A 26,585-nucleotide genomic window follows, 5' to 3' on the forward strand; every position below is an offset into this window, starting at 1 on the left:
TGGTGCATCACAGCTTCCAGCCGGAATGCAGCGCCACGACACCGCCCGTCATGGCCGTGAACTTCGCCCGGCGGAATCCGGCATCCTCGATCATGCCGGCGAAGTTCTGCGGCTTCGGGAACTTGCGGATCGATTCGACGAGATACCGATAGGGCTCGGCATCGCCGGTGACGAGCCGGCCCATCGGCGGGATCAGGTTGAAGGAATAGGCCTCGTAGACCTTGTCGAGCAGCGGCACGTCGACATGGCTGAATTCGAGGCAGAGAAAGCGCCCGCCGCGCTTCAGCACGCGGTAGGCCTCGGCCAGCGCCCTGTCGATGCGCGGCACGTTGCGGATGCCGAAGGCGATCGTATGGCAGTCGAAATGGTTGTCCGGCAGGCCGAGCTCCTCGGCATTGCCCTGGACGAAGCGGATGCGGTCATCCCCGGGAAAACGCTTGTCGGCGCGCTCGCGCCCGACGCGGAGCATGTCGGCATTGATGTCGAGGACGGTGACGTCGGTTGCGGGGCCCCCCGCCTCGAGCACGGAAAAGGCGACATCGCCCGTGCCGCCGGCGACATCGAGATGATGGAAGGGGCGGTCCTTCTGCGGGTTGATCGCGGTGAGCAGCGCGCTCTTCCAGGCCCGATGCAGCCCCGCCGACATCATGTCGTTCATCAGGTCGTAGCGGTCTGCGACCTTGTGGAAGACGTCGTCGACCTTGGCCTGCTTCTCGGCGATCTTCACCGTCTCGAAGCCGAAATGGGTGGTGTCCTCGCGTCCGGTATTCTGGGCTGCTGTCACGGTCGGGCCGGCCTTGTGCAAATCTGTCTTGTTTTCGCCTGAGCCGATGAATAGCCAAAGGCAGCGGGCTTGTCGCGGCCCGTCTCGACGCAGGCTTTACAAGAGAGTTCAGGGATGCCCGAGCTACCCGAGGTCGAAACCGTCCGGCGCGGGCTGGAGTCCGCCATGCTGGGCGAGCGCTTCGCCCGAATCGAGCAGCGCCGGCCCGATCTGCGCTTTCCCTTGCCCGAGCGGTTCTCCGAGCGCCTGACCGGGCGGCGGATCGAGGCGCTGTCGCGGCGGGCCAAGTATCTGATCGCCGATCTCGACGACGGCCAGGCGCTGATCATGCATCTGGGCATGAGCGGGCGCTTCATCGTGGAGGCGCCCGGCACGAAGCCGACCGAGCCCGGCTCCTACTACAATGAGATCGGCCGGCACCTGATCCACGACCATGTCGTGTTCGAGATGGGGTCTGGCGCGCGCGTCACCTATAACGACGTGCGCCGTTTCGGCTTCATGGACCTCGTTCCGCGCGCCGAGCTCGCGACCTCCAGGCATTTCGCGGGCATGGGCATCGAGCCGCTCGGCAACGAACTGTCCGGCGAGACGCTGGCGAAGCTGTTTTCTGGCAAGATCGCGCCCTTGAAGGCTGCGCTGCTCGACCAGCGGCTCGTGGCGGGCCTCGGCAACATCTATGTCTGCGAGGCGCTGTTCCGCGCCGGGCTTCACCCGGAGGCCGAGGCGGGAACGCTGGCGACCCCGACCGGCCGGCCGCGCGAGAAGGCGCACGAGCTAGCCCGCATCATCCGCGAGGTGCTGGAGGAGGCGGTCGCGGCAGGCGGCTCGACCTTGCGCGATTTCGCCCATGCCGACGGCTCGCTCGGCTATTTCCAGCACCGCTTCAAGGTCTATGATCGCGAGGGCGAGACCTGCGTCACGCCGGGCTGCGGTAAGCTGGTGAAGCGGCTGGTGCAGTCAGGCCGCTCGACGTTTTATTGCGAGAGCTGCCAGCCGCGGCGCTGATGCCTGCTCCGCGGTGCGAGTGTGATGCCGCGAATGCGCGGATGCGCGTTGCGCGCATGGACTTCCCGCCTTGGCGCCCGGTAAAGCTGACGCAACAGCATCATCCGGGAGGCCGTCATGGCTTATGAGACCATTCTCGTCGAAACGAAGGGCAAGGTCGGGCTCATCACCCTCAATCGCCCGCAGGCGCTGAACGCGCTGAACGGCCAGCTCATCGACGAGATCAACACGGCGCTCGACGGCTTCGAGAGAGATGCCGGCATCGGCTGCATCGTTCTCACCGGCTCGGAGAAGGCCTTCGCCGCCGGCGCCGACATCAAGGAGATGCAGGGCCGCACCTTCCCCGGGACCTATCTCGACGACAGGTTCGTGCCCTGGGACCGCATCGGCCAGCGGAACAAGCCGATCATCGCGGCGGTGGCGGGCTTCGCGCTCGGCGGCGGCTGCGAGCTCGCCATGATGTGCGATTTCATCATCGCCGCGGACAATGCGAAATTCGGCCAGCCCGAGATCAATCTCGGTGTCATCCCCGGCGCCGGCGGCACGCAGCGCCTGACCAGGGCCATAGGCAAGGCCAAGGCCATGGATCTCTGCCTCACCGGGCGACTCATGGATGTCCAGGAGGCCGAGCGTGCCGGGCTCGTCGCGCGGATCGTGCCGCTCGCCGACCTGCTGACGGAGACGCTGAAGGCAGCCGACGCCATCGCCGCGAAGTCGCTGCCCTCGGTGCTGATGGCGAAGGAGACGGTCAACCGCGCCTTCGAGGTGACGCTGAACGAGGGGCTGCGCTTCGAGCGCCGCGTCTTCTCCGCGCTTTTCGCCACCGCCGACCAGAAGGAGGGCATGTCCGCCTTCATCGAAAAGCGGAAGCCGGACTTCAAGAACGCCTGACGCAAGCTCGCGCGGCGCCTGCGTTAACCCCGCATCCCGCGCGACCGATTACTCCCACGCATGGCCGGGGCGTCGATCTTTGACTTGAACCCGGCCTGCGCCTGCTGACACGATGCGCCCTCATCAGCAGGACAACGATCATGACCGCCGCAGCCCACATCGCCGCCCCCGAGGGCCTGACACTCCCGACCTATGCCGATGTCGAGCGCGCCGCCGAGCGCCTGAAGGGCGTGGCGCATCACACCCCGGCGCTGAGCTCGGCCACGGCCAACCGGCGGACGGGTGCGAGCCTCGTCTTCAAGGCCGAGAACCTGCAGCGGATGGGCGCCTTCAAGTTCCGCGGGGGCTACAATGCCATCTCCGCCCTGTCGCCGGCGCAGAAGAAGGCGGGCGTGCTGACCTTCTCGTCCGGCAACCATGCCCAGGCCATCGCCTATGCCGGCAAGCTGCTGGGCGTGCCGACCACCATCATCATGCCCGAGGATGCGCCGAAGGCGAAGGTCGAGGCGACCCAGGGCTATGGCGGCGAGATCGTCCGCTACGACCGCTACACCCAGGACCGGCTGGTGATCGGCGACCAGATCGCCGCCGAGCGCGGGCTGACGCTGATTCCGCCCTATGACCATGCCGAGGTGATCGCCGGCCAGGGCACGGCGACCAAGGAACTGATCGAGGATGCCGGCCCCTTCGACATGCTCTTCGTCTGCCTCGGCGGCGGCGGGCTGCTCGCGGGCGCGGCGCTGGCCGCCAAGGCGCTCAACCCCGACTGCCGCATCTTCGGCGTCGAGCCGGAGGCCGGCAATGACGGCCAGCAGTCGCTGCGCTCCGGCAAGATCGTCAAGATCGGCGTGCCCAAGACCATTGCGGACGGGGCGCAGACCGCCTTCCTCGGCGATCTCACCTTCCCGATCATCCAGGCGCTGGTCGAGGACATCGTCACCGTCAGCGACGCCGAGCTCGTTGATACGATGCGCTTCTTCGCCGAGCGGATGAAGCTCGTGGTCGAGCCGACCGGCTGCCTTGCCTCGGCGGCCGTGCTCACCGGCAAGGTGCCGGTCGAGGGCAAGCGCGTCGGCATCATCATCAGCGGCGGCAATGTCGATCTGGCGAGCTTCGCCCGCTTCATCGCACCCTCCGCCTGATGGAAGCGGCGCGCACCCGATTCCGGCGTTGACGAGGGGCGCGCAAGCGATTATAGCCACCCAACTCGCGACGGCCCGCGCAAGCTCGGCCGCCGCTCACGTTTTTCCAGCAAGGTAGCGGCCAGGCCCGCCGGCAATAATGCCAGGCGTCCGGCAGCGATGAAGACGAGGACGTTTCGATGGCCAATACGACGTCGGCCAAGAAGGCTGCACGCAAGATCGTGCGGCGCACCGAGGTCAACAAGGGGCGCCGCTCGCGGATGCGCACCTTCCTGCGCAAGGTCGAGGAGGCGATCGCCTCCGGCGACAAGTCCGCCGCCGCCGAGGCTCTCAAGGCTGCCCAGCCGGAGATCATGCGGGCCGCGCAGAAGGGCGTCGTTCACAAGAACACCGCCTCGCGCAAGGTTTCCCGCCTCGCTCATCGCGTCGGCGCGCTGGCTTCCTGAAGCCTGACAAATCGATCGTTTCGACGGCGAAAAGCCCGGCCTCACGGCCGGGCTTTTTCGTTGGCTCACATCCCTTCTGTGGCGACTCAGCCACAGGCTTCGAGCGAAGAAAAAAAACGCTCCCGCAAGGCATTTCCGCAAGCTTTCCACGCCTTTGCGGACTTGACTCTCGGGCACGCTTCAAGGCCCGAAACCGGGCCTGACGCCGCTTCCTGCCGCTCACAAAAAGACCTGATTTATCATCATCTTAGCGGGCAAAGCATTTTGGGCAGCGGAATCGCGGCGACTCTGCGGTAGCCTTTCCCGGGCACTTGAAAAAAAAGATTCGGGAAAACCAGGAGGCCGAGCATGAAGAAAATCTTAAGTTCCCCAACCAATTGCAGGTTCCCGCCATCACTCCGCAACACCCCCTCGCGGTGAGACTCTCCGAAGCCGGCTGAAAGGGATGTTGCAGCCCGTCGAGAGCGCCTTGTAAGGTCCCTTCATCGCCGGGCGGACAGCAATGACCGCCGCGGGATTTCCAGAGATGACAAGCGTTTTTGGCTCGCGACCATGGAGGTTGGAGGATGTAGCTCTTTGTCTTTCAATGTTGAGATGAAGGGCGGCATCGTCTCTCGGCGAGCCTTCCAAGCGTAAATCGATAGAGCGGGATCGGAACCGGACGGGCGCCATGCCTCCGTCGGGCTCGAAAACCCTTTTGACCGGACAACAGCGCCGGGAAGGTATCCGCCATGCGGTCGCCACCCCAAGGTGCGTGCATTTCAAAGAATGGGGCCATTGATGTTCGAGCGGCAAGAATTCCTGGAGACGGTCGAGACGGCGTCGGTGGTGGTGACGATCGCGGCGGAGGAAACCGCAGGGGTTCAGCTGGAAGAGGTTTCGGTTCAGGAAGCCTGGGAGCGCGTCCGCCGGCGCCTGCGCGCCGAGCTCGGCGAGGACGTGTTCTCGAGCTGGTTCGGACGGCTCGAACTCGCCGGCATCGTCGAGGGCGTGGCCTATCTCACCGTCCCCACCCGCTTCCTGAAAAGCTGGCTCGAGGCGCATTACGCCGAGCGCCTGCGGGTGAACTGCATAGCCGAGCTGCCGGCGCCGAACGGCGTGCTGCTCTCGGTGCGCCAGGTCTCGCGCGACGCATCCATCCCGGCACGGCCTGACGCCATGCCGCGCAGCCGGCCCACGCCCGCCGCTGCCGTTCTCGTGGAAACCGGCAAGGCCGCAGCTGCCGCCCCCCAAGCTTGTGAAGCCGACCTCGTCGATGCCTGCGGCACCGCGCTCGACAAGCGCATGAGCTTCTTGAGCTTCGTCGTCGGCAAATCGAACCAGCTCGCCTTCGCCGCGGCCGAACGCATCGCCGCCGCCCCGGCGGGCCAGAGCCCCTACAACCCGCTTTATCTCCATGCCGGCGTCGGCCTGGGCAAGACGCATCTGCTACAGGCGATCGCGCAGGAGGCGCGTCGCCAGGGCAAGCGCGTCGCCTATTTCACCGCCGACCGCTTCATGTACGGCTTCGTCGCGGCGCTGAAATCGCAGACGGCGCTCGCCTTCAAGGAGAAGCTTCGCGGCATCGACCTGCTCGTCGTCGACGACGTGCAGTTCATCCAGGGCAAGTCGATCCAGCAGGAGTTCGGCCACACGATCAACGCGCTGATCGATGCCGGCAAGCAGATCGTCGTCGCCGGCGACCGTCTCGCCGGTGAGCTCGAAGCTCTCGACGAGCGCATCCGCTCGCGGCTCGGCGGCGGTCTCGTCGTCGAGGTCGGCGAGCTCGACGAGGTGCTGCGCGCCAAGATCCTGGGCACCCGGATGGAAGCGCTGCAGACCGCCCATCCGAACTTCCAGGTCAGCCCTGACGTCGTGGCCTATGTCGCCCGCGTCGTGACGACCAACGGCCGCGACCTCGACGGTGCCGCCAACCGGCTGCTCGCCCATGCGACGCTGTCGGGCCAGCTCGTGACGCTGGAGACGGCGGAAGCCGCGATCCGCGATCTCGTGCGGACGCGCGAGCCGCGTCGCGTCAAGATCGAGGACATCCAGAAGCTCGTCGCGACCCGCTACAATGTCAGCCGCGCCGACATCCTCTCGGAGCGCCGCACGGCCGCCGTGGTGAAGCCGCGCCAGATCGCGATGTATCTCTCCAAGGCCCTGACGCCGCGCTCGCTGCCCGAGATCGGACGCCGCTTCGGCGGGCGCGATCACACCACCGTGCTGCATGCCGTGCGCAAGATCGAGAAGGCGATCAGCGAGGATCGTTCGCTGCACGAAGAGGTCGATCTGCTGAAGCGCATGCTGCAGGAGTGAGCCGGCGCGACTGGCCTGCGCCCGCCCCGTCAAATGGCTGTGGTTGCCGGGACGCACGGCTCTTGCGCGCCCGGCTGCCGTCCGGCAATGTCGCTGGCCACTCATTCGGGCCCAGGCAGCCATGCCTGGGCGGCTAGCGTCAGAAGACTAGACAATCATGAAGGTCACGGTCGAACGTTCCACGCTGCTCAAGTCGCTCGGCCACGTCCATCGCGTGGTGGAGCGCCGCAACACGATCCCGATCCTGTCGAACCTGCTGCTCAGCGCCGACGAGAGCGGCCTGCGCCTCAAGGCGACCGATCTCGATATCGAAGTGGTGGAGACGATCGCGGCCGACGCAGCCGAGCCCGGCGCCACGACCGTCCCGGCCCACACCCTCTACGACATCGTCCGCAAATTGCCCGATGGTGCGCAGGTCTCGCTGGAGACGACCGGCGATAGCGGCCTCGTGCTGCGCTCGGGCCGCTCGCGCTTCCAGCTCCAGACGCTGCCGGAAAGCGATTTCCCCGACATCACCGCCGGCGAGATGGCCCATCGCTTCGTGCTGCCGGCCGGCGAGCTGAAGCGCCTGATCGACAAGACCCAGTTCGCGATCTCGACCGAAGAGACGCGCTACTATCTGAACGGCATCTATCTCCACACCATCGATGTCGACGGCCGCCCCGTCCTGCGCGCCGTGGCGACCGACGGCCACCGCCTCGCCCGCGTCGATACCGCAGCCCCGCAAGGGTCGGTCGGGATGCCCGGCGTGATCGTGCCGCGCAAGGCCGTCGCCGAGATCCAGAAGCTGCTGGAGGACGGCGAGAGCGAGGTCGCGGTCGAGCTGTCCGCCTCGAAGATCCGCGTCGCCACCGCCAGCGTGGTGCTGACCTCGAAGCTGATCGACGGCACCTTCCCCGACTACCAGCGCGTCATCCCGAGCGGCAACGACAAGCGTTTGACCGTCGACAGGGGCGATTTCGCGGCTAGCGTCGACCGCGTCTCGACCATCTCGTCCGAGCGTGGCCGGGCGGTGAAGCTTTCGATGGCGGACGGGCGGATGACGCTCTCGGTCACCAACCCCGATTCCGGCTCGGCGACCGAAGAGGTCGAGGTCGACTACGAGGCGAGCCCGCTCGATATCGGTTTCAATGCCCGCTACCTCATGGACATCGCCGCCCAGCTCGACGGCGACACCGCGCTGCTCAAGCTCGCCGACCCCGGTTCGCCGACCGTGATCCAGGACCGCGAAGGCGCTTCCGCGCTCTATGTGCTGATGCCGATGCGCGTCTGACCGCCGCGCATGTCTCTTTAGGACGGAACCACTGCCGTCATTCCGGGGCGGGCCGGAGGCCCGAGCCCGGAACCCAGAATCGATGCGCTTGGGCAGGCAGGCTCCTGGCTTCACAGGTTTTTAGCGAGCCTCGGCGGCTCTGGGTTCCGGGCTCAAGCGCTGCGCGCTTGCCCCGGAATGACGGCGGAGGGTCCGCCGAAAACATCCCGTTCTCGGGCCGAATCGCCCGGAGGAGTTGTCCGTTCCGTGACGGCCGTTGCGCGCCTGATCCTGCAGGATTTCCGTTCCTATGAGGCCCTCGATCTTCCGGTCGAGGGCCAAATCGTTGCGCTCATCGGCGAGAACGGAGCCGGCAAGACCAATATCCTCGAAGCGCTCTCGCTGTTCACGCCGGGACGCGGCCTTCGCCGGGTCGAACTAGCGACGATGGCGCGGCAGGGCGGCGACGGCTCCTTTGCCGCTTCGATCACCCTAGGCGACGACGCGGGCCGGCTCGGCATCGGGCTCGAGCCTCTCGACAGCGAAGGACGACGGCCGCGGCTTGCCCGGATCGACGGCGCCTCCGTCGGCTCGGCGCTCGCCTTCAGCGACTATCTGCGCCTGGTCTGGCTGACGCCCGATCTCGACGGGCTGTTCCGCGGCGCGGCCGGCGACCGCCGCCGCTTCCTCGACCGTCTCGTGCTGGCGATCGACCCGAGCCACGCCACCCGCTCGAACGCGCTGGAGCGGGCGCTGCGCTCGCGCAACCGCATCCTCGAGGAGAGCCCCGGGCAGGGCCAATGGCTCGACGCCGTCGAGCGCGAGATCGCCGAGCTCGGCATCGCGGTCGCGGCCGCCCGCGCCGAGACGGTGGCCCGGCTCTCCGCCATCATAGCCGAGACGCGCGATGACGCTTCGCCCTTCCCGCATGCCGTGATCGCGCTCACCGGCGAGGTCGACGATCTCGTCACGCGCCTGCCGGCCGTCGATGCCGAGGACGCCTATCGCGGCCTGCTGCGACAGGGCCGCCATCGCGACCGCGCGGCCGGGCGCACCCTTGCCGGGCCACAGGCTTCCGACCTCGAGGTCCGACATGGGCCGAAGGACATCCCCGCGGGACAAGGCTCGACCGGCGAGCAGAAGGCGCTGCTGATCGGCCTCGTGCTCGCCCATGCCCGGCTCGTCGCGGCGATGAGCGGGCTGCCGCCGCTGGTACTGCTCGACGAAGTCGCCGCCCATCTCGATCCCCGCCGGCGCGCGGCGCTCTATGAGGGCCTGACCGGTCTCGGCTGCCAGGTCTGGATGACCGGCGCGGATGCGGCCCTGTTCGGCGATCTGCCGGCCGGCGCGCAGCGCCTCGCGGTCACGCCGGGGCGGATCGATCCGATCGACTGATCGATCGCACCACCCTTCCCGATGCGACGACCCGGCGCTTTGCTGGTAGCATTGGGCAAAAGATCGGGAGGAAACCATGGAATTCGCCAGCCTCGCCTTGTTCGCCGGGGTTTATTTCCTCGCGGTCGCCTCGCCGGGTCCGGCGGTCGCGGCGCTGGTCGCGCGCTCGCTGTCGAGCGGGTTCCGGCGCTCGCTGCCCTTCGCCGCCGGCATCGCGGCGGGCGATCTCATCTGGTTCACGCTGACGGCGCTGGGCCTGAGCGTGCTGATGCAGAGCTTCCACGGCGTCTTCGTCGCGATCAAATATGCGGGCTGCGCCTATCTCATCTATCTCGCCTGGAAGCTCTGGACGGCCCCGGCCGAGGCGCCGAAGCCCTCCGCCGCCGCACGCGGCGAGGGCTGGCGCCTGTTCCTCGGCGGCATCGCGCTGACGCTCGGCAATCCGAAGGTCATGGTGTTCTTCATGTCCATCCTGCCGCTGGTGATCGACCTGAATGCGCTCACCCCGCTGGCCTTTGTCGAGGTCACGGCGCTGACGATGCCGATCATCGGCGGAACGATGCTGGCCTATGCCTATGCGGCCGACAGGGCGCGGCGCCTCGTCGCCAGCGGGCGGGCGATGCGCTGGATCAACCGGGCGACCGGCGGGGTGATGGCGGGCGCGGCCGCGGCGATCGCGGCGCGGGGCTGACCGGCCTTGCTGCTCGCGGCCGGGCTGCTCGATTTCGGCTTCGCGCTGTTCCACGCCGCTTTTCGGCGTCTCTTCGGCTGGCCGGAGCGGCTCGCGCCCTCCGGCAGCCTGAACACCGCGATCACGCAGACGCTCAACGTGATGCTGATCTTCGTCTTCCTCGCCTATGGCGCGACGCTGATCTGGCAATCCGGGCAAGCAAATGTGCATCCGCTGTTGCCGCTCGCGGGCGGCGCCTTCTGGGGCCTGCGGCTTGCCCTGCAATTCGTCTGGTTCGATCTCAAGCCCTGGCCCTCGAAGCTGATCACCGCCATCTTCGCGCTGACAACCGTGATCCATCTGCTGGCAGTCAAAGGCTGAAGCTCGCCAACCTTCACGCCGTCATCCCGGACCGAGCAACGCGGAGATGCGGGATCCATCGCAGAGCGCGGCGCCTTTCTATGGATTCCCGGCCAAGCCCGGGATGACGCGCGATTCCGCGCTATCGACACAGCTTTGGAAGCCGAAAGACTGGCCAAGCGCGCCCGGCTGCGGCACACCCCTTCATCATGTCGCAATCCCGCGAATCAGACGCCCGCGCGATCCTCAAATCGGTGTTCGGCTACGACGATTTCCGCCCCGGACAATGGGAGGTGATCGAAGCCGCGCTGTCCGGCCGCGACGTCTTCGCGGTGATGCCGACCGGCTCCGGCAAATCGATGTGCTATCAGCTGCCGGCACTGGTCGCAGGCGGGCTCACCCTCGTCGTCTCGCCGCTGATCGCGCTGATGCGCGACCAGGTCGGCCAGTTGCTGCGGGCCGGCGTTTCCGCCGCCTCGCTCAATTCGATGAACAGCGAGAGCGAGGCGGCGCAAGCCTGGGACCAGCTCAATGCCGGAGAGCTGCGGCTGCTCTTCGTCTCGCCCGAACGATTGGCCGGCGAAGGGCTGGTTTCGCGCCTGAAGCGCGTCGGCGTGACCAGGCTCGCCATCGACGAGGCGCATTGCGTCTCGCAATGGGGCCATGACTTCCGCCCGGAATACCGCCTGCTCGCCAAGACGCGCGAGGCGCTCGGCGGTGTGCCGGTGACCGCGCTGACCGCCACGGCCGACCGGCAGACGCAGGCCGACATCGCCCAGCAGCTCTTCCCGCAGCCGCCGCAGATGGTGGTGCATTCCTTCGACCGGCCGAACCTCAAGCTCGCCTTCGCGCCGAAGGACCAGCCGCGCCGGCAGATCGACGACTTCCTGCGCCGGCACCGCAACGGCTCCGGCATCGTCTACTGCTCCTCGCGCAGCAAGACCGAGCGGCTCGCCGCGGGCCTGCGTGAGAAGGGCTGGAACGCGCTCGCCTACCATGCCGGCCTCGAGCAGGCCGAGCGCAACCGCAACCAGGATGTCTTCCTGCAGGAAGACGGCGTCGTCGTCTGCGCCACCATCGCCTTCGGCATGGGCATCAACAAGCCTGACGTCCGCTTCGTCGTCCATGCCGACATGCCCGGTTCGATCGAGAGCTATTATCAGGAGATCGGCCGCGCCGGGCGCGACGGGCTGCCGGCGGACACGCTGACGCTCTACGGCGTCGAAGACATGGCGTTGCGCCGCCGCCAGATCGACGAGAAGCCGGTCGACGAGGAGCGCAAGCGCATCGAGCACAAGCGGCTCAACGCGATGATCGACCTGTGCGAGAACGCGCTCTGCCGGCGCAGCGCGCTGCTCGCCTATTTCGGCGAGGAGACGCCGCCCTGCCGGCACGGGCAGGCCGCGTTCCGCTGCGATCTCTGCGGCACCGAGGCTCCGACACTTGCCGATGCGACGCTCGATGCGCGCAAGCTCCTCTCGGCCGTGATACGCTCGGGCGAACGCTTCGGCGCCGCGCATCTCGCCGACATCCTCACCGGCACGACGACGGAAGCGATCCGCCGCCAGAACCATGACGGGCTCAAGACGTTCGGCGTCGGCTCCGACAAACCGAAAGCGGCTTGGGCAGGACTGACGCGCAAGCTCTTCGCTGCCGGCGCGCTGGCCGAGGCCAGTGTCGAGCATGGCGGCTTCAGGCTGACGCCGAGGGGCGAGGACATCCTGTTCGGGCGTGAGAGCATCGCGCTCAGGGCCGACGCCTTCGCGGAACGTCGTTCACGGCGCTCCGAGCGCGACGCCGCCCGCGCCGACGGGCTCGACGAGGGCACCGCCGCGCTGTTCGAGCATCTGCGGAAGCTCCGGCTCCAGATGGCCCGCGAGGAGGGCGTGGCGGCCTACATCATCTTCACCGACCGCACGCTGATCGCGATGGCGCGCGAGCGGCCGCTCGGACTGGAGGAGATGCGCGGCATCGAAGGGGTCGGCGAACGCAAGCTCGCGCAATATGGCGAGGCCTTTATCGAGGCGATCGCGGGCTTTTCCGGCTGACACCGGTAACCACGCTTCACCAGCATCCCAAGCCGGGGTTGGATCGCGCCTCCGGATGGGGCATCCTGATCGCGCAGGGCGCTACGGCGGCGTCCCCGCAAGCCGAACGGTCCATGGACAAAACCCACGAACAGTTCGCCGATCTGGTCGAACATTCGGACGTCCTGCTCGCGGTCTATGACGAGACCGATCGCCTGCGCCTTGCCAACGACGCCTTCCGGCGGACCTTCCATCTCGCGCCCGGCGAAACTCCGACCTGGACCGAGATCATGCGCCGCAACCACACCGCCTTCAAAGGCACGGCGATCCAGGCCAGCGATCTCGAAGCCTGGCTGACCTCGACCCAGTCGCGGCGCGGCAAGACGCCGTTCCGGGCCTATGAGACCGATCTCGTCGACGGGCGCTGGCTGTGGATGACCGAAACCGTCCGGCCCAATGGCTGGATGCTCTGCATCGCGAGCGAGATCAGCGATCTGCGCCGGGAGGAAAGGCTGCTCCGGCAGGATCGCGACCTGGCGATGCGCGCGGCCCAGACCGACGAGCTGACCAGCACCGCCAATCGCCGCTTCGTCTTCGGCCGGCTGGAAGCGCTGATCAATGCCGCTGCGCTCGTGCCGGACAGCGCGCTCAGCGTCTGCCTGTTCGACATCGACCTGTTCAAGAGCATCAACGACCGCTTCGGCCATCAGGGCGGTGACATGGTGCTGCGCCATTTCACCAATCTCGTGCATGGCGTGATCCGGCGGACCGATTGCTTCGGCCGGATCGGCGGCGAGGAGTTCATGCTGGTCATGCCGGGATCGCCGGCCGAGAACTCGGTGGTCTTCGTCCAGCATCTGCTGGCGCAGGCCCGCACGGCACATCCCCTGCCCGATCGGCCAGCGGTAAGCTATACCTGCTCGGCCGGTGTCGCCACCTACCAGCCCGGCGATACCGCGGCCACGATCTATGGCCGCGCCGACCGCGCCCTCTACCGTGCCAAGACGGACGGCCGCGACAGGGTGCAGCTCAGCATGGAGGCACTGCCTCTCGCGGGGCGACCCTGACGAGATCGCGCCCTCCCGCGTACACGCACGCGTAGGCGCGTGAAAAAGCCATCGTCAGTCCCTATATTGCAGTTTCGAATCAGGATCATCGCGGGCGCCCGCTCGCCCGTTCAGGGACCATTTCATGACCGATGCCGCGCTCAGCGCTCAGCCCGACGATTACGGCGCCGATTCTATCAAGGTTCTCAAGGGCTTGGATGCAGTACGCAAGCGGCCGGGCATGTATATCGGCGACACCGATGACGGCTCGGGCCTGCACCACATGGTCTATGAAGTCGTCGACAACGCCATCGACGAGGCGCTTGCCGGCCACGCCAACCTCGTCACGGTGACGCTGAACGCCGAGGGATCGGTCACCGTGACCGACAACGGCCGCGGCATTCCCTCCGATATCCACAGCGAGGAAGGCATCTCAGCCGCCGAGGTCATCATGACCCAGCTCCATGCCGGCGGTAAGTTCGACCAGAACTCCTACAAGGTCTCTGGCGGCCTGCACGGCGTCGGCGTCTCCGTCGTCAACGCGCTCTCGGTCTCGCTCAAGCTGCGCATCTGGCGCGGCGGCCACGAACACTTCATGGAGTTCCGCCATGGCGATGCGGTGGCACCGCTCGCGGTGGTCGGTCCGCAGGGCGACAAGCGCGGTACGGAGGTCACCTTCCTGCCGTCACAAGAGACCTTCACCATGGTGGAGTTCGACTACAAGACGCTGGAGCACCGGCTGCGCGAGCTCGCCTTCCTGAACTCCGGAGTGCGCATCGTGCTGACCGATGCTCGCCATGCCGAAATCGTCCGGGAAGAGCTGATGTACGACGGCGGCGTCGAGGCCTTCGTGCGCTATCTCGACCGCGCCAAGACAGCGGTGATCGAGAAGCCGATCATGCTGAGCTCGGAGAAGGACGGCATCACCGTCGACGTCGCGCTGTGGTGGAACGACAGCTACCACGAGAACGTGCTCTGCTTCACAAACAACATCCCGCAGCGCGATGGCGGCACCCATCTCGCCGGCTTCCGTGCCGCGCTGACGCGCCAGATCACCGGCTATGCCGAAAGCTCGGGCATCTCGAAGAAGGAGAAGATCTCGCTCACCGGCGACGATTGCCGCGAAGGCCTGACCGCGATCGTCTCGGTCAAGGTGCCCGATCCGAAGTTCTCCTCGCAGACGAAAGACAAGCTGGTCTCCTCCGAGGTGCGTCCGGTCGTCGAGAACGTCGTCAACCAGGCCCTGTCCGAGTGGCTCGAAGAGCATCCCAACGAAGCCAAGACCATCGTCGGCAAGGTGGCGGAAGCCGCTGCCGCGCGCGAAGCCGCGCGCAAGGCGCGCGACCTGACCCGCCGCAAGGGCGCACTCGATATCGCCTCGCTCCCGGGCAAGCTCGCCGACTGCCAGGAACGCGATCCGGCCAAGTCTGAGCTGTTCATCGTCGAGGGTGACTCGGCCGGCGGCTCCGCCAAGCAGGGCCGTGCGCGCGAATACCAGGCCGTGCTGCCGCTGCGCGGCAAGATCCTCAACGTCGAGCGTGCCCGCTTCGACAAGATGCTCTCCTCCGACCAGGTCGGCACGCTGATCACGGCGCTCGGCGCCGGTATCGGCCGGGCCGAGGCCGACCAAGGCGGCTTCAACCTGGCGAAGCTGCGCTACCACAAGATCATCATCATGACCGACGCCGACGTCGACGGCGCCCATATCCGCACGCTGCTGCTGACGTTCTTCTATCGGCAGATGCCGGAACTGATCGATGCCGGCCATCTCTTCATCGCCCAGCCGCCGCTCTACAAGGCAGCGCGCGGCAAGAGCCACGTCTATCTCAAGGACGAGCGGGCGCTGGAGCAATACCTGATCGACTCGACGCTGGAGGGGGCGACCTTCCGCACCAGCGAGGGCGTCGAGCGCGGCGGAACCGATCTGCGCGCGCTGATCGAGGAGGCCCGCAGCGTCCGCAATGCGCTCGCCCAGCTCCATTCGCGCTACGACCGGCGCGTCGTCGAGCAGATGGCGATCGCAGGAGTGCTTCACCCGCTGAGCGAGGACAACGAAGCGCAGGCGAACGAAGCGGCGGCCGCGATCGCGAAACGGCTCGATGCGATCTCGGACGAGTTGGAACGCGGCTGGGAAGGCAAGATCGTCGATGGCGGCTTCGTGTTCTCGCGCATGATCCGCGGCGTGAAGCAGGCGGCGACGATCGATGCCGGGCTGCTCGCCAGCGCGGAAGCCCGCAAGCTCGATGCCGCGGCGATTTCCCTGCAGGAAGCCTATGCCAAGCCGGCAATGCTCGCCCGCAAAGGCGATTCCTTCCCGATCAACGGCCCCACCGACCTGTTCGATGCGGTCTCGGCCATCGGCAAGAAGGGCGTCGCGCTGCAGCGCTACAAAGGGCTGGGCGAGATGAACCCCGACCAGCTCTGGGAGACGACGCTCGACCGCGACGTCCGCACGCTGCTGCGCGTCAAGAACGACCAGAACGATGAGGCCGACGATCTCTTCGTCAAGCTGATGGGCGATGTCGTCGAGCCGCGGCGCGAGTTCATCCAGACCAACGCGCTCAACGCGACGGTCGATATCTGACCCCGGGCGCCGAAGCCGGCACGGCGTTTCAAAGCCCGCGCAGACAGTGTCTGCGCGGGCTTTGCCATTACTTGAAGCCGATCAGCACGCCGTCGGCGCCGAGCGACAGCTGCAACCCTTTGCGGCGCGTCGCCAGCTTCATGGTCACACCGTTTGTGTTGCGCAGCCAGAGCGTACCGCTTCCCTGGTCGCCAAGGGCCCAGCCCTCGCGCAGCTGGACATAGGCTCCGGCGAAATCCTCGCGCCGCGTCAGCCCGTAGACCGTCCCGTTTGCGGTCAGGCGCGAGGCGCCGATCCCGCCGAAGCCGAGCCCTCCGACGGTGAGGCCATAGTTCCGGCCACGAAAGGTGAGCGTACCGCCGCCCACCTGGCCCGAGCCGATGAAAGCGACCTGGACCTGCTGGATTCGGACCTTCCCCGTCGCCGGCCCGAGATTGCTCTGCTGCGCTCTGACCGGCCCAGCCAGCATCAGCGTCGCCGCAAGCATGATACCGGCCTTTGCCAGGGTAGCGGTCTTTGCAATCTGCTTCATCATGGCTGCTTCGCTCCTCAGAAGGGGTTGATGTAGTTGGTGATGGCGATCTGCCGGAGGAGGACCTTCCGGATGACATGAGCGGCCTTCACCCGGTCGGTGAAGATCGCGGCGGCGCCGCTGCTGCCCGCCGGCAGGGACCGGGCGAAGGCGGCATCGTCGATTCTCACGCGCACCACGAGGGGAGCCGCCTGGATGGCGCCCGGCGTCACCGCTGCCCCCGAGGTATGGACCTGCCCGGTGGAGACCGCCTGCAGGATGCTCTCCACCTTGCCGGTCTGCACCGTTCCCGGCGTCATCTTGAAGGTCAGCTCCACCGGCTGTCCCGGCGCGAGATAACGCGCATCGGTCTGGTTGATCTCGACACCGACGATCGTATCGGCCGTGTCGATGAAGGCCATGACCGGCGAGAGCGGCAGGCTGGCGACGCGCGCGCCCTTGCGAAGCGCGACATTGGTGACATAGCCGTCGGCGGGCGCGCGCACCGTCGTCTTTTCCAGATTCCACCTGGCGCCTTCGAGCTGGGCCCGCAGCTGATCGACGGAAGCCTGACGTTCCTCGACGTCGAAAGCCCGGCCGGTGCCCTGGGTCTGCAGCTGGGTCATCTGGGAGAGACGCGTCTCCTGAAGCTTGAGCTGCGCCTGGATCGCATCGACCTGGGCCTGGAACGGCGTCGGATCGATCCGGAAGAGCACATCCCCGGTCTTCAATGGCTGGTTGGCCTGGACCGGAACCTCGATCACCTCGCCGGCGACGTCGGGCACGATCGCGACCGAGTTGCGCACCACCAGCACGCTGCCCTGAGGGGCGCCCCAGTTCATCGGGATGAACAGGCCAATGAGTAGCAGCAGGAGGACGAGGACCGGCGAAACCTTCCAGAACATATTGAAGGGCACGACCCTGAGTTTCACCAGGATGAAGAGCAGGGCGAGATAGACATTGAGCAGAACGACGATCATCGCGCCGCCTCCGTCCCGGAGGACGAGTGGCCCGGCCTCGCCGGCACATCTACATAGGCCCAGATCAGCACGGCCGGCCAGAGCACGCAGCCCAGGAAGAGCGTGACCCAGCCACCGATCGAAACCGCCTCGGCCCAGGGATGATTGCGCCGCCGCGCGACCATGCCTGGCCACATCGCCATGAAGACGACGACAAAGACCGTGCTGGAGGCGAGGACCACCAGAACGATCCATGCGAAGATATCGAGACCGGACATGTCATCCCCTATTGTCCCTGCACGCCCTTCAGGCGATCGGATTGAGCGGCGGCAGCGGCTCGACCACCCGATGAGGCGGCGATCGATTCTGACGATGGAAGGTGGTCACGGCGCTGGCGAAGGCGGCTCCCGCCGCCCGGTCCCAGGCCGGGCCCGCGCCGAACAAAGCGCGTTCGAGCCGGGCCAAGACGGGAGCCAAGGCGCTCGACCGCACGCGCTGCCGCTCGTCGGGTGGCAGGCGGCGGAGCCAGTGCGAGAACGCCTGATAGGTTGTCGAGGCATCCCCGGCCCTGGCTGTCCGCAGCAATTCGCGGCGCGCCGCAGCCTCGGACGATCGATGGCGCATTACCGCCTGCTGCCAGAGAGCCGAAAGCTTCGGGCGAAGGACAATAAGAACAGCGGCCAGAATGGCGAGCACGAGGGCAGCGGCGAGCCAGGCCAGCCCGGGCCACCGCTTCTGCGCATCCGGCCGGCCGGCAGCGGGGGCCGCAGCGACCGTCACCGCGACACCCGGCAAGGTCTCCATCCGCGCCTGCTTGTCCGACAGGTTCCACCAGGGCTGGGAGAGCGCCGGGAGCTCATAGCTTCCGGCCCTCTCGAAGACATAGGTGACCTTGTCCGTGCGGTGCCCTTCGACATTGCCGCGATTGCTGCGATCCTCCGCCACGGGCGGATCGGCATAGATACGCACGCCCTCGGGAGCGGCGAAGCGGAACTCGGCCATCCCGAGCGCGGGCACGCCATCGGCCTGCCGCCGGATCAGCCGCACCAGTGCGCTGCCCGGCTTGAATTGCGCCGTCGCGGGATCGGGCGACCAGCTCTGCTCGACATCGACGCGGTCGGCAGCGAGCACCGGGCCGGACGGGTCGATGCCGGGCGGCACGGTCACGTCGATGCGCGTCGGTTCGCCTTTCGCGGAACCCGCCGGCTCGCCGCTGCGATCGAGCAGCGTCACATTCGGCGCGGGAACGGCGATCGCTCCGCCGCGGCGCGGGAACAGCACGAATTCGAAGCTCTGGCCGACATAGTCCTGCTCGCCGATCCGCTCGCGCATCGTCGTCGCCTGCGTCTCGAAACGCAGGATCTGCGCACCGGCGGCCTCGGGAACGGTGACGCGCGGCGGGTGAAGCATCTCGCCGGGGAAGAGAGCCTCGACATTCAGCCGCACCGGCTGGCCGATGACGGCGCCCTGCGCAGGATCAAGCATGGTGCGGATGACCGGCTCGCCTGCGGGAGCCTGCGCCTGCGCGAGGGCCGGGAGAAGAACGAGCAGGAGCGCCAGGACCACCCTCATGGCGCCGTCCCGCCCGGCTGCGCCTGCAGCTGATAGGCGAACTTGGCGCGCAGGAAATCGGCTGGCTGCGTCTGGACGCGCTTCAGCCAGAGGGCGCGGACCTGTTCGTCGGACATCGGCTTCTCGCCCTCGACCGTCGAATCCTCTCCGCCCTTCTTCGTCTTGTCGAAGACGATCTCATCGGCCTTCGTGTCGGTATTGCCGGTATCGCCACCCTCCGTCTTCTTCCGCTCGGCACGAATGCGCGCGATCTCGCGGTTGTTGAGCGCCATCGGCCAGCCTGGCCGCAAGGCGAGCGCCCGGTCGTAGCGCTTCATCGCATCGTCGTACTGGCCGAGCATCACCAGCGCATTGCCCTGGTCGAAAGCGCCTTCGGCCGTGTCGCGGGCCGCGAAGGCCTGGGCGGCCTCCTTGAAATCCCCGGCGCGGAACAGCGCGATGCCCCGCCAGAGCGGATCGCGGAAGGCCCGCGCCGCATCGGCCGGCTGTTTCTCACCCAGCAGCATCCGGCCGCGCTGATCCGGCGTCAGCCAGAGATCGCGCCAGCCGAGTCGGTAACCCGCGGCCAGCAATGCCAGGACCGTCGCAACGGCGATGAGGATGTAGGGGGATAACAGCAGCGGGCGGGCGCTTCTCATGCCAGCACCCATCCGCGCCGGAACCACAACAGGGACAGCAGAGCGAGGAACGGGACCAGCCAGTAGCCGGCCTCGCGCCAATGCTCCCCTTCCCCCGCGATGCTCGCTGCCACATCACGGCTGTCGAGGCGGCGCACGACGGCGGTGACGTCCGTCTGGTCCGGCGTCGTCGCGATCGTCACGGCCCCGATCGCCCGCGCAGCCTCCGCCACGCCGCTCGTATCGATCCCCGGCGCTACCAATGCGAGCAACGTCACGCCGGGACCTTTTGTCCGCGCCAGATCGGCGACCACCTCGGGTGCGATCGTATCCGCCATGACCAGGATCGAGCCGCCATCGGCACTGCCTGCGAGCGCACGCCTCGCCAGCGCCAGCGCCCCGGCAAGATCCTCCCCCTCCTTCGGCATGATGCGCGGCGAGAGGGCCTTGGCGAGGTCGAGCACCGCAGCGCTGTCCGGCGTCGCCGGTAGGACGAGATGCGCCGAGCCGGCATAGGCGACGAGCGCCGTCGAAGCGCCTTCGCGCGCGGCCAGGATATCGGCGAGCTTCTGCCGCGCGCGGTCGAGCCGCGTCGGGGCGAGGTCCCCGGTCAGCATGGAAGGCGTGACCTTCAGCACGACCGCGACGGCGGGCTTGGCGTCGGCGAAAGGCGATGGCTCGCGCTGCCAGGCCGGGCCGGCGACGGCGATTGCCGCGATGATCCAGCCCAGGAACAGCCCGTCCGCCGGCGTCACGCGCCTATGCTGGTCGGTCCCGACGATGAGATAGGACAGCAGTGCCGGGTCGATCACGCGCCGCCATTGCTGCAGCGTGTCGGAGTGGCGGCGCTCGATCATCCAGAGCGCGGCCGCAGGAAGCAGCGCCAGCAGCCAGAGCGGCCGCTCGAAATGGAAAGCGGCGAGCGCGCCCATCATCGCGGCGCTCCCGCAATCGCCTGCGGTTCCGGGGCTGGGCTGCGCCTATGCCGGCGCCAGATGAACAATGACTGCGCGAGCATGGTGAGCACCAGAATCGCGGCGATGGGCACCCAGAAGATGTCGCGGCGCGGGCGGAAACTCACCGTATCGATATGGCGGGTCTCGATCTCATCGAGGCGGCGATAGATGTCGGCGAGCTGGGTGCGGTCGAGCGCGCGGAAGAAGCCGCCGCCGGTCGTGTCCGCGACCTCCTTCAGCGCGGCCTCGTCGAGCTTGTCCTCGCCAGCCGCCTGCGGATCGCCGACCGCGACGGTATGGATCACGATGCCCTTGTCCTTGGCGACGCGCGCGGCCTCCGCGGGCGGGACCTTGCTCATGGTGTCGTTGCCATCGGTCAGGGCGATGATCGTCTTGGCCTTGACCGTGCTCTTGGCGAACAGCCCGATGCCGAGGCCGATGGCGTCACCGAAGGCCGTGCGCGGCCCGGCCATGCCGACATCGGTGTCGCGCAACATCGCGCGGCACAGCTCCAGGTCGGTGGTGAAGGGCACCAGCGCGAAAGGCGCATCGCCGAAGACGACGACGCCGACGCGATCGCCCTTGCGGCGCGAGAGGAAGTCGTCGAGCACCTGCTTCACAGCCGTCAGGCGGTCCACGGTCTTGCCGGAGGCATCGACGAAATCCTTGGTGTCCATCGAGCCGGAGAGATCGACGAGGACCAGCAGGTCACGGGTGGGCACGTCGCGATGCAGAGGCGGCTCGATCCATTGCGGCCGGGACAGCGCCGCCAGGGTCATCAGCCAGACCAGCGCAAGGACCAGCAGACGGCCGAGATGGCGCCGCGCGACGACGCCACCGGAATAGGGCTGCTGCCCGCTCAGCCTTGCCAGCCTGTCGAAGAAGGGCACGCGCAGACCGGCGCGCCGCTCCGCATGGGCCGGCAGCGCGAACCAGACGAGCAGCGGGAGCGGAGCGAGCAGAACGACCCACGGATGAGCGAAGGAGAGCATCGTCACCTCCGCCCTGAAACGCGGCCGCGCTGGCCCCGCAGCCAGACCTTGGCTTGAGCAGCCAATGCAGCAGGGTCCTGTGCGGATGAAGAAGCGTTTGCCGAAAACAGCCCATGCAGGCTGCTGGTCAGGTCTGTCATCGTTTCGTCGGCGGGCGCTTTTTCGACGATGAAACTCGTCCAGGCCGGTCCCGTCAGGGACGCCACATGCTCCCGCCCATAGGTGACCATCGCGGCGCGCTTCAGCACGGCCGAAACGGCGCCGGGCGCATTGCCAGCCAGCGCCGCCGCTTCGATTTCCGCGGCGGCACGACGGAGATAGGCGTCGGCGCGATAGCGCTGCCATGCACGCCAGCCTGCCACCGCCAGCGCGGCAGCAGTCGCACCGCCCAAGATCCAGATGCCGGCGGCCGGCGGCCAGAAGGATATCGCCGGAGGCAGCGTCAGATCGGCGAGATTGGCGAGGTCGCCGGGATCGGCGCTCATGGCGCCCTCCCGCTGGCGCTCGCGAGCTTTTGTGCCTGGCGCCGGCCGATCAGCTCGCGCATTTGATCGGCCACGTCACGGTCGGGCGAGATCGCCAGCACCGGGATGGCGCGGCTGCGGGAGAGCTCCGCCAACCGGGCGCGCCATGCTGCCCTTTCATCGGAGAAGCGTTGCCGCAGGGATGCGCCGGAGGCGTCGACCTCGATCTGCGCCTGCCCAGAGCTAAACGTTGCCCGCCCGACATCCGGAAGCTGCTGCTCCAGCGGGTCCTGGATGAAGACGGCGAGGACGTCGTTATGGGCGCAGAGCCGGGTCACCAGCCGGCGGGTCTCGTCATTCTCGCCATCGAGGTCGGAGATAATGCAGATCAGGCCGTCATGCGCCACCATGCGCGCGGCCGCGCTCAGGGCCTCGTTGAGCCGGCCTGCCCCTTGATCGGAGACCGGCGCGTGTTCCAGCGCCGCATTCTGCCTGACGACCTCGCTCAGAACGCGCACGACGCCCTGGTCGCGCGCCTGCGGCTTGACCGTCACCACCCCATCATCGTTGAAGACCACGGCCCCGACACGATCGCCAAGCGAGGTGACCCGCCAGGCGGCAAGCGCGGCAGCCTCCGCAGCCGCAACCGATTTCATCGCGCGCCGGCTGCCGAAGAACATCGTGCTGCGCTGGTCGACGAGCAGGATGACGGGCCGGTCGCGCTCCTCGGAATAGACCCGGACATGCGGGCTGCCGAGCCGCGCCGTCGCGCGCCAATCGATCGTGCGGGTGTCGTCGCCCTCGAAATAGTGCCGCAGCTCCTCGAAATTCAGGCCGCGCCCGCGCAGACGCGAGGCGTGGCGCCCAGCGAGGAGGCTGTGCACCGGCTGGCGCGGCAGGAAGCTGAAGCCGCGGGCGCGATGCTTGAGACGAAGGAGGTCGTCGAGCGTGGCGAAAGCGCGGGCGCCCGCAGCCGGAGCCGGCCCTTCCGTCCTCGCTCTTTCCCGCATCAACGCCATGACGCGCCTCGCTACGCCGCAACGGCGACCTGTTTCAGCACCTCGTCGAGAACCGCATCGGCGCTGACGCCCTCGGCGCCCGCCTCGTAGCCGAGCGAAATCCGGTGCCGCAGGCAGTCATGCGCGACGGCCTGCACATCCTCCGGCGTGACATAATCGCGCCCCTGCAGCCAGGCATAGGTGCGGGCGCATTTATCGAGCGCGAGCGAGCCTCGCGGGCTGGCGCCGACCGCGATCCAGTTCTTGAGACGATCACCAAATTCGGCCGGCCGCCGCGTCGCTGCGACGAGCCCGACCATGTAGGTCTCCACGACATCCTTCGTCGTCACGCGATCGATTTCCGTGCGCGCGTCGAAGACCACCTGCTGCGGGATCAGCACGGGAGCCGCGGCGGGGCTGCCGGCCGTGACGCTTTCCGCGCGAACCAGCCGCATCACCTTCACCTCGTCGGCATCGGAGGGATAATCGATGCGCACATGCATCAGGAAGCGGTCCATCTGCGCCTCGGGCAATGGATAAGTGCCCTCCTGCTCGATCGGGTTCTGCGTCGCGAGGACCATGAAGAGCGGCGGCAGGTCGTAGCGCTTGCCGGCCACGGTGACGTGGCGCTCCTCCATCGCCTCGAGGAGGGCCGACTGAACCTTGGGCGGGGCACGGTTGATCTCGTCGGCCAGGACGAGATTGCCGAAGACCGGGCCCTTGCGGAATTCGAACTGCCCGTCGGCGCGCAGGATCTCGCCGCCCGTCACGTCCGAGGGCAGCAGGTCCGGCGTGAACTGGATACGGCTGAAATCCGATTCCAGATTCTGCGACAGGCTCTTGATCGCCCGCGTCTTGGCAAGGCCGGGCAGGCCTTCCAGCAGCACATTGCCGTTGGCGAGCAACGCGATGACGATGCGCTCGACCACACGCTCCTGCCCGATGATGTCCTGGTTCATCCGGCTCTGCAGCTCTTTCACTGCATCGCGCGCGGCCTGCCCCGCTGCATCCATTGCCCCACCCTCGACTGTGGCTGGGATCGGAGTGTGACGGAACCCCGGATCAAGTCAGCCTTGTAACCGTTACGGCCGTGAGGACGGGAGCTGGGCAGGCCATCTCATGGCAAGCCGGCGATGCGCGCCCTCTCCGTCCTCGTCAAGCGCGTAACCGTAAACGCCTACAGAGGCGCCACGCGTGCTGGCACACGGATGCGAGGGCCCTCACGGACTCCTGGGAACGACATCGTTGCCGAAGCTGTCCGTCTGGCGCGCGAAACTGTTCTGACCAGCCTGCACATAGTTCGGGCCACCACCCCGTGCCGGCGCCGGGCCGGCATCGAGATAGCTGCGCTGGGTAGGCGTAGACGTCACGATCCGCTGCGTTTCCGGCGGCGGCGAGGCCGCATCCTGCGTCGTGCAGGCGCCCAGCACGAATGCGGGGACCATGAGCACGAGCAGGGCGAAGCGTTTCGTCTTGCTGATCTGGGTCATTGCGGCCTTCGGCTTGCGCCGTCCTCTTCGCTGTCCGTGGTTGGTGATCGACTTCCGAGACATCAGCGCTCGCGGACCACGCAGCGAAAACCGACATGGCTGGTGGAGGTGTCGACGGGCTCGGCATGGCGCGCCGCCGGCCGGTAGCGCCGGCAGTAACTCGGCGCGCACAAATGGGAGCCGCCCTTCAGTACCTTGCGGGGAATGTGGATCGTCGGCTGGCGGGGATCGTAGCTCTCGGCCTCCGGCCCCCCGCGCGGGTTCTGCGGCACGCAACAGGCCTTGGGTGCGTCTGCCTGATGGCGCACCGACCAGAAATCGGATGTCCACTCCCAGACATTGCCGATCATGTCGTAGAGGTCGTAGCCGTTCGCCGGGAACGCCTTGACCGGCGAGGTGCGGGCCCAGCCGTCATCCTTGGTGTTCTCGCTGGGGAAATTCCCCTGCCAGATATTCGCCATGTGACGGCCGGCCGGCACGAGCTCGTCGCCCCAGGCGAATTCGGCGTCTTCTCGCCCGCCCCAGGCGGCGAATTCCCACTCCGCCTCGGTCGGCAGCGATTTGCCGGCCCACGCCGCATAGGCCTCCGCGTCGCGATAGGCGACATGGACGACGGGATGGTCGTCCATGCCCTTGATCGAGGATCCCGAACCGTAGGGCTTGCGCCAGGTCGCGCCGAACTTGAACGCCCACCACTGCGCCCAGTTGCGCAGATCGACGGGATGCGACGGCGGATCGAACATCAGCGATCCCGCCCGCAGCATATGCGGGAGGGCGCCCGGGTAATCCTTCGGGTCCGGCGCGATCTCGGCGAAGGTCACATGGCCGGTCGCCTCGACGAAGGAGCGGAACTGCCGGTTCGTCACCGGCGTCGCATCGATCCAGAACGGGTCGACGCTGACGCGATGGCTCGGCGCCTCCTCCGGATAATGCTTGTCCGACCCCATATGGAAGGTGCCGCCGGCAATGCGGATCATCCCCTCGGTCGCAGCGGGCACGTCCAGAATCGCAGCGTCAACCATCGTCTCGGCCTTTCGTCAGGCGGCTCCCGCCGAGATCGCCCTCGGCCAGAAGTTCTTTCCGGGCCTGCGCCATCGCCTCGCGCGCGTCGTCATCGACCTTCGGGAATTTGAGCTTGCACTTTTCCAGACAATCCACGATCGCGGCGGCGACGAACAGCCGAGTGAACCACTTGTTGTCGGCGGGAACAACATGCCAGGGCGCCGTCTTGGTCGCGGTACTGGCGATGGCCTCCTCATAACTTGCCTGATAGGCGTCCCAGTGGCGGCGCTCGGCGATATCGGCGGGATCGAACTTCCAGTTCTTGTCGGGCTGGTCGATCCGCTCCAGCAGGCGGCGGCGCTGCTCGTCCTTCGAGAGATGAAGGAAGAATTTCAGGATGATGGTCCCGTTTCGCGTCAGGTGGTGCTCGAACTCGCGGATGCTCTTGAAACGCTGCTGCCAGACGTCCTTGCCGATCAGCTTCGGCGCCAGCCCCTGTTTCTTCAGCAGCTCGGGATGGACGCGGACGACGAGGACCTCCTCGTAATAGGACCGGTTGAAGATACCGATCTCGCCGCGCCCCGGCAGCGCGCAGGTGGCGCGCCAGAGGAAGTTATGGCTCAGCTCCAGCTGGCTCGGCGCCTTGAAGGAGGTGACCCGGCAGCCCTGCGGGTTCACGCCGGACATGACGTGCTCGATCGTGCCGTCCTTGCCGGCGGTGTCGATCGCCTGCAGCACGATGAGCACGGACCAGCGCCTGCCGGCGTAGAGCCGCTCCTGCAACTCGTGCAGTCGTCTCACGCCGTCCTGCAGCAACTGCTTCGCCGCGTCCTTGTCGATATCGAGCCCGCAGGTATCGGCGGGGTCGAAACGCTTCAGGCGGAAGCCGTCTCCGTCGGTCACCCGGAAGCGCTCGATGATGTCATCCGGCCGCATCGCGGGAGCCTTCCAATCCAGGGTTCCGGCAATCGTTGCAATGCGTCGGCATCCCGCTCGACATCTTCCGGCTGAGCATCTCCGATCTTCCACCTTCCCGTGCAGAAAAAGAAGCTCTTCGATCCGGCTTCAGCTTGGGCGATGRCCCCTCAGGAAAAGCCGCGACATCCGGAGGAGAAACGTCATGA

The 26,585-nt window shown here is 67.3% G+C and carries 26 protein-coding genes; 12 read left to right on the forward strand and 14 right to left on the reverse strand.

Annotated features, from left to right (window positions below):
• Positions 1-7: 7 nt before the first annotated feature.
• Positions 8-784, reverse strand: a complete 777-nt coding sequence (ubiE, locus tag AC1DVA_RS05800; RefSeq protein WP_476805309.1) for a bifunctional demethylmenaquinone methyltransferase/2-methoxy-6-polyprenyl-1,4-benzoquinol methylase UbiE — start codon at positions 782-784, stop codon at positions 8-10.
• A 114-nt stretch (positions 785-898) separates the two neighbouring features.
• Here ubiE and mutM point away from each other — a divergent pair, with 114 nt between their 5' ends.
• The 12 genes from mutM to gyrB all read left to right on the forward strand — a co-directional run bounded on the left by mutM (position 899) and on the right by gyrB (position 15,900).
• Complete coding sequence (mutM, locus tag AC1DVA_RS05805; RefSeq protein ID WP_476805310.1) at positions 899-1,789, forward strand: bifunctional DNA-formamidopyrimidine glycosylase/DNA-(apurinic or apyrimidinic site) lyase; 891 nt, start codon at positions 899-901, stop codon at positions 1,787-1,789.
• Between the two features lie 117 nt (positions 1,790-1,906).
• Positions 1,907-2,680 carry an enoyl-CoA hydratase gene (locus AC1DVA_RS05810; protein WP_265051199.1) on the forward strand — a complete coding sequence of 258 codons (774 nt, stop codon included), beginning with the start codon at positions 1,907-1,909 and terminating at the stop codon, positions 2,678-2,680.
• 140 nt (positions 2,681-2,820) lie between these two features.
• Complete coding sequence (locus AC1DVA_RS05815) at positions 2,821-3,822, forward strand: threo-3-hydroxy-L-aspartate ammonia-lyase (RefSeq protein WP_476805311.1); 1,002 nt, start codon at positions 2,821-2,823, stop codon at positions 3,820-3,822.
• Between the two features lie 179 nt (positions 3,823-4,001).
• Positions 4,002-4,268, forward strand: coding sequence for a 30S ribosomal protein S20 (rpsT, locus tag AC1DVA_RS05820; RefSeq protein ID WP_265051197.1), 267 nt, complete (start codon positions 4,002-4,004; stop codon positions 4,266-4,268).
• A 780-nt stretch (positions 4,269-5,048) separates the two neighbouring features.
• Positions 5,049-6,566: a chromosomal replication initiator protein DnaA gene (gene dnaA, locus AC1DVA_RS05825; RefSeq protein WP_265051196.1), complete on the forward strand. Its 1,518-nt coding sequence runs from the start codon at positions 5,049-5,051 to the stop codon at positions 6,564-6,566.
• A gap of 157 nt (positions 6,567-6,723) precedes the next feature.
• Complete coding sequence (gene dnaN / locus AC1DVA_RS05830; protein ID WP_265051195.1) at positions 6,724-7,839, forward strand: DNA polymerase III subunit beta; 1,116 nt, start codon at positions 6,724-6,726, stop codon at positions 7,837-7,839.
• 177 nt (positions 7,840-8,016) lie between these two features.
• Positions 8,017-9,213, forward strand: a complete 1,197-nt coding sequence (recF, locus tag AC1DVA_RS05835) for a DNA replication/repair protein RecF (RefSeq protein WP_476805312.1) — start codon at positions 8,017-8,019, stop codon at positions 9,211-9,213.
• A 76-nt stretch (positions 9,214-9,289) separates the two neighbouring features.
• Positions 9,290-9,904, forward strand: a complete 615-nt coding sequence (locus AC1DVA_RS05840; RefSeq protein WP_476805313.1) for a LysE family translocator — start codon at positions 9,290-9,292, stop codon at positions 9,902-9,904.
• Positions 9,905-9,910: 6 nt separating this feature from the next.
• On the forward strand, positions 9,911-10,264 hold the full coding sequence (locus AC1DVA_RS05845) for a hypothetical protein (RefSeq protein ID WP_476805314.1): 354 nt from the start codon (positions 9,911-9,913) through the stop codon (positions 10,262-10,264).
• Between the two features lie 188 nt (positions 10,265-10,452).
• A complete protein-coding gene (recQ, locus tag AC1DVA_RS05850; RefSeq protein ID WP_476805315.1) occupies positions 10,453-12,291 on the forward strand; it encodes a DNA helicase RecQ in 1,839 nt (612 codons plus the stop codon).
• A 113-nt stretch (positions 12,292-12,404) separates the two neighbouring features.
• Entirely contained in the window at positions 12,405-13,337 is a 933-nt protein-coding gene (locus AC1DVA_RS05855; protein ID WP_476805316.1) for a sensor domain-containing diguanylate cyclase, read from the forward strand.
• 124 nt (positions 13,338-13,461) lie between these two features.
• Positions 13,462-15,900 (forward strand): DNA topoisomerase (ATP-hydrolyzing) subunit B, encoded by a 2,439-nt coding sequence (gyrB, locus tag AC1DVA_RS05860; RefSeq protein ID WP_476805317.1) that lies wholly within the window; start codon positions 13,462-13,464, stop codon positions 15,898-15,900.
• Positions 15,901-15,967: 67 nt separating this feature from the next.
• Here the strand turns inward: gyrB and AC1DVA_RS05865 are convergent, their stop codons facing one another.
• From AC1DVA_RS05865 to AC1DVA_RS05925, 13 genes are all read right to left on the reverse strand, one after another.
• Complete coding sequence (locus AC1DVA_RS05865) at positions 15,968-16,432, reverse strand: hypothetical protein (RefSeq protein WP_476805318.1); 465 nt, start codon at positions 16,430-16,432, stop codon at positions 15,968-15,970.
• Positions 16,433-16,449: 17 nt separating this feature from the next.
• Positions 16,450-17,391, reverse strand: a complete 942-nt coding sequence (locus AC1DVA_RS05870) for an HlyD family secretion protein (protein ID WP_476805319.1) — start codon at positions 17,389-17,391, stop codon at positions 16,450-16,452.
• Positions 17,388-17,648: a DUF3302 domain-containing protein gene (locus AC1DVA_RS05875; RefSeq protein WP_476805320.1), complete on the reverse strand. Its 261-nt coding sequence runs from the start codon at positions 17,646-17,648 to the stop codon at positions 17,388-17,390. The genes AC1DVA_RS05870 and AC1DVA_RS05875 overlap by 4 nt, the downstream gene beginning before the upstream one ends.
• Positions 17,649-17,676: 28 nt before the next feature.
• Positions 17,677-18,942, reverse strand: coding sequence for a BatD family protein (locus tag AC1DVA_RS05880; protein ID WP_476805321.1), 1,266 nt, complete (start codon positions 18,940-18,942; stop codon positions 17,677-17,679).
• The gene (locus AC1DVA_RS05885) at positions 18,939-19,580 is read right to left on the reverse strand and encodes a tetratricopeptide repeat protein (RefSeq protein ID WP_476805322.1); all 642 of its coding nucleotides are present in this window, start codon (positions 19,578-19,580) and stop codon (positions 18,939-18,941) included. Before AC1DVA_RS05885 ends, AC1DVA_RS05880 begins: the two co-directional genes overlap by 4 nt.
• Complete coding sequence (locus AC1DVA_RS05890; protein WP_476805323.1) at positions 19,577-20,494, reverse strand: vWA domain-containing protein; 918 nt, start codon at positions 20,492-20,494, stop codon at positions 19,577-19,579. Before AC1DVA_RS05890 ends, AC1DVA_RS05885 begins: the two co-directional genes overlap by 4 nt.
• A complete protein-coding gene (locus AC1DVA_RS05895; protein ID WP_476805324.1) occupies positions 20,491-21,507 on the reverse strand; it encodes a VWA domain-containing protein in 1,017 nt (338 codons plus the stop codon). The genes AC1DVA_RS05890 and AC1DVA_RS05895 overlap by 4 nt, the downstream gene beginning before the upstream one ends.
• Positions 21,508-21,509: 2 nt before the next feature.
• Complete coding sequence (locus tag AC1DVA_RS05900; RefSeq protein ID WP_476805325.1) at positions 21,510-21,992, reverse strand: DUF4381 domain-containing protein; 483 nt, start codon at positions 21,990-21,992, stop codon at positions 21,510-21,512.
• The gene (locus AC1DVA_RS05905) at positions 21,989-22,990 is read right to left on the reverse strand and encodes a DUF58 domain-containing protein (RefSeq protein WP_265051180.1); all 1,002 of its coding nucleotides are present in this window, start codon (positions 22,988-22,990) and stop codon (positions 21,989-21,991) included. Before AC1DVA_RS05905 ends, AC1DVA_RS05900 begins: the two co-directional genes overlap by 4 nt.
• 11 nt (positions 22,991-23,001) lie before the next feature.
• Positions 23,002-23,982 (reverse strand): AAA family ATPase, encoded by a 981-nt coding sequence (locus AC1DVA_RS05910; protein WP_476805326.1) that lies wholly within the window; start codon positions 23,980-23,982, stop codon positions 23,002-23,004.
• A 207-nt stretch (positions 23,983-24,189) separates the two neighbouring features.
• Positions 24,190-24,459, reverse strand: coding sequence for a hypothetical protein (locus AC1DVA_RS05915; RefSeq protein WP_476805327.1), 270 nt, complete (start codon positions 24,457-24,459; stop codon positions 24,190-24,192).
• Between the two features lie 62 nt (positions 24,460-24,521).
• Complete coding sequence (locus AC1DVA_RS05920; RefSeq protein WP_476805328.1) at positions 24,522-25,481, reverse strand: formylglycine-generating enzyme family protein; 960 nt, start codon at positions 25,479-25,481, stop codon at positions 24,522-24,524.
• On the reverse strand, positions 25,474-26,397 hold the full coding sequence (locus AC1DVA_RS05925; RefSeq protein WP_476805329.1) for a polyphosphate kinase 2 family protein: 924 nt from the start codon (positions 26,395-26,397) through the stop codon (positions 25,474-25,476). The genes AC1DVA_RS05920 and AC1DVA_RS05925 overlap by 8 nt, the downstream gene beginning before the upstream one ends.
• Positions 26,398-26,585 lie beyond the last annotated feature (188 nt).

This window comes from Allobosea sp. P4_C6, from assembly GCF_056402015.1.

What these genes read in the sequence shown, in the direction of transcription:
- mutM (WP_476805310.1), top strand. Translation starts at nt 899, where the DNA reads ATGCCCGAGCTACCCGAGGTCGAAACCGTCCGGCGCGGGCTGGAGTCC.
- AC1DVA_RS05810 (WP_265051199.1), top strand. Translation starts at nt 1,907, where the DNA reads ATGGCTTATGAGACCATTCTCGTCGAAACGAAGGGCAAGGTCGGGCTC.
- AC1DVA_RS05815 (WP_476805311.1), top strand. Translation starts at nt 2,821, where the DNA reads ATGACCGCCGCAGCCCACATCGCCGCCCCCGAGGGCCTGACACTCCCG.
- rpsT (WP_265051197.1), top strand. Translation starts at nt 4,002, where the DNA reads ATGGCCAATACGACGTCGGCCAAGAAGGCTGCACGCAAGATCGTGCGG.
- dnaA (WP_265051196.1), top strand. Translation starts at nt 5,049, where the DNA reads ATGTTCGAGCGGCAAGAATTCCTGGAGACGGTCGAGACGGCGTCGGTG.
- dnaN (WP_265051195.1), top strand. Translation starts at nt 6,724, where the DNA reads ATGAAGGTCACGGTCGAACGTTCCACGCTGCTCAAGTCGCTCGGCCAC.
- recF (WP_476805312.1), top strand. Translation starts at nt 8,017, where the DNA reads ATGACGGCGGAGGGTCCGCCGAAAACATCCCGTTCTCGGGCCGAATCG.
- AC1DVA_RS05840 (WP_476805313.1), top strand. Translation starts at nt 9,290, where the DNA reads ATGGAATTCGCCAGCCTCGCCTTGTTCGCCGGGGTTTATTTCCTCGCG.
- recQ (WP_476805315.1), top strand. Translation starts at nt 10,453, where the DNA reads ATGTCGCAATCCCGCGAATCAGACGCCCGCGCGATCCTCAAATCGGTG.
- AC1DVA_RS05855 (WP_476805316.1), top strand. Translation starts at nt 12,405, where the DNA reads ATGGACAAAACCCACGAACAGTTCGCCGATCTGGTCGAACATTCGGAC.
- gyrB (WP_476805317.1), top strand. Translation starts at nt 13,462, where the DNA reads ATGACCGATGCCGCGCTCAGCGCTCAGCCCGACGATTACGGCGCCGAT.
- AC1DVA_RS05865 (WP_476805318.1), bottom strand. Translation starts at nt 16,432, where the DNA reads ATGAAGCAGATTGCAAAGACCGCTACCCTGGCAAAGGCCGGTATCATG.
- AC1DVA_RS05870 (WP_476805319.1), bottom strand. Translation starts at nt 17,391, where the DNA reads ATGATCGTCGTTCTGCTCAATGTCTATCTCGCCCTGCTCTTCATCCTG.
- AC1DVA_RS05875 (WP_476805320.1), bottom strand. Translation starts at nt 17,648, where the DNA reads ATGTCCGGTCTCGATATCTTCGCATGGATCGTTCTGGTGGTCCTCGCC.
- AC1DVA_RS05880 (WP_476805321.1), bottom strand. Translation starts at nt 18,942, where the DNA reads ATGAGGGTGGTCCTGGCGCTCCTGCTCGTTCTTCTCCCGGCCCTCGCG.
- AC1DVA_RS05885 (WP_476805322.1), bottom strand. Translation starts at nt 19,580, where the DNA reads ATGAGAAGCGCCCGCCCGCTGCTGTTATCCCCCTACATCCTCATCGCC.
- AC1DVA_RS05890 (WP_476805323.1), bottom strand. Translation starts at nt 20,494, where the DNA reads ATGATGGGCGCGCTCGCCGCTTTCCATTTCGAGCGGCCGCTCTGGCTG.
- AC1DVA_RS05895 (WP_476805324.1), bottom strand. Translation starts at nt 21,507, where the DNA reads ATGCTCTCCTTCGCTCATCCGTGGGTCGTTCTGCTCGCTCCGCTCCCG.
- AC1DVA_RS05900 (WP_476805325.1), bottom strand. Translation starts at nt 21,992, where the DNA reads ATGAGCGCCGATCCCGGCGACCTCGCCAATCTCGCCGATCTGACGCTG.
- AC1DVA_RS05905 (WP_265051180.1), bottom strand. Translation starts at nt 22,990, where the DNA reads ATGGCGTTGATGCGGGAAAGAGCGAGGACGGAAGGGCCGGCTCCGGCT.
- AC1DVA_RS05910 (WP_476805326.1), bottom strand. Translation starts at nt 23,982, where the DNA reads ATGGATGCAGCGGGGCAGGCCGCGCGCGATGCAGTGAAAGAGCTGCAG.
- AC1DVA_RS05915 (WP_476805327.1), bottom strand. Translation starts at nt 24,459, where the DNA reads ATGACCCAGATCAGCAAGACGAAACGCTTCGCCCTGCTCGTGCTCATG.
- AC1DVA_RS05920 (WP_476805328.1), bottom strand. Translation starts at nt 25,481, where the DNA reads ATGGTTGACGCTGCGATTCTGGACGTGCCCGCTGCGACCGAGGGGATG.
- AC1DVA_RS05925 (WP_476805329.1), bottom strand. Translation starts at nt 26,397, where the DNA reads ATGCGGCCGGATGACATCATCGAGCGCTTCCGGGTGACCGACGGAGAC.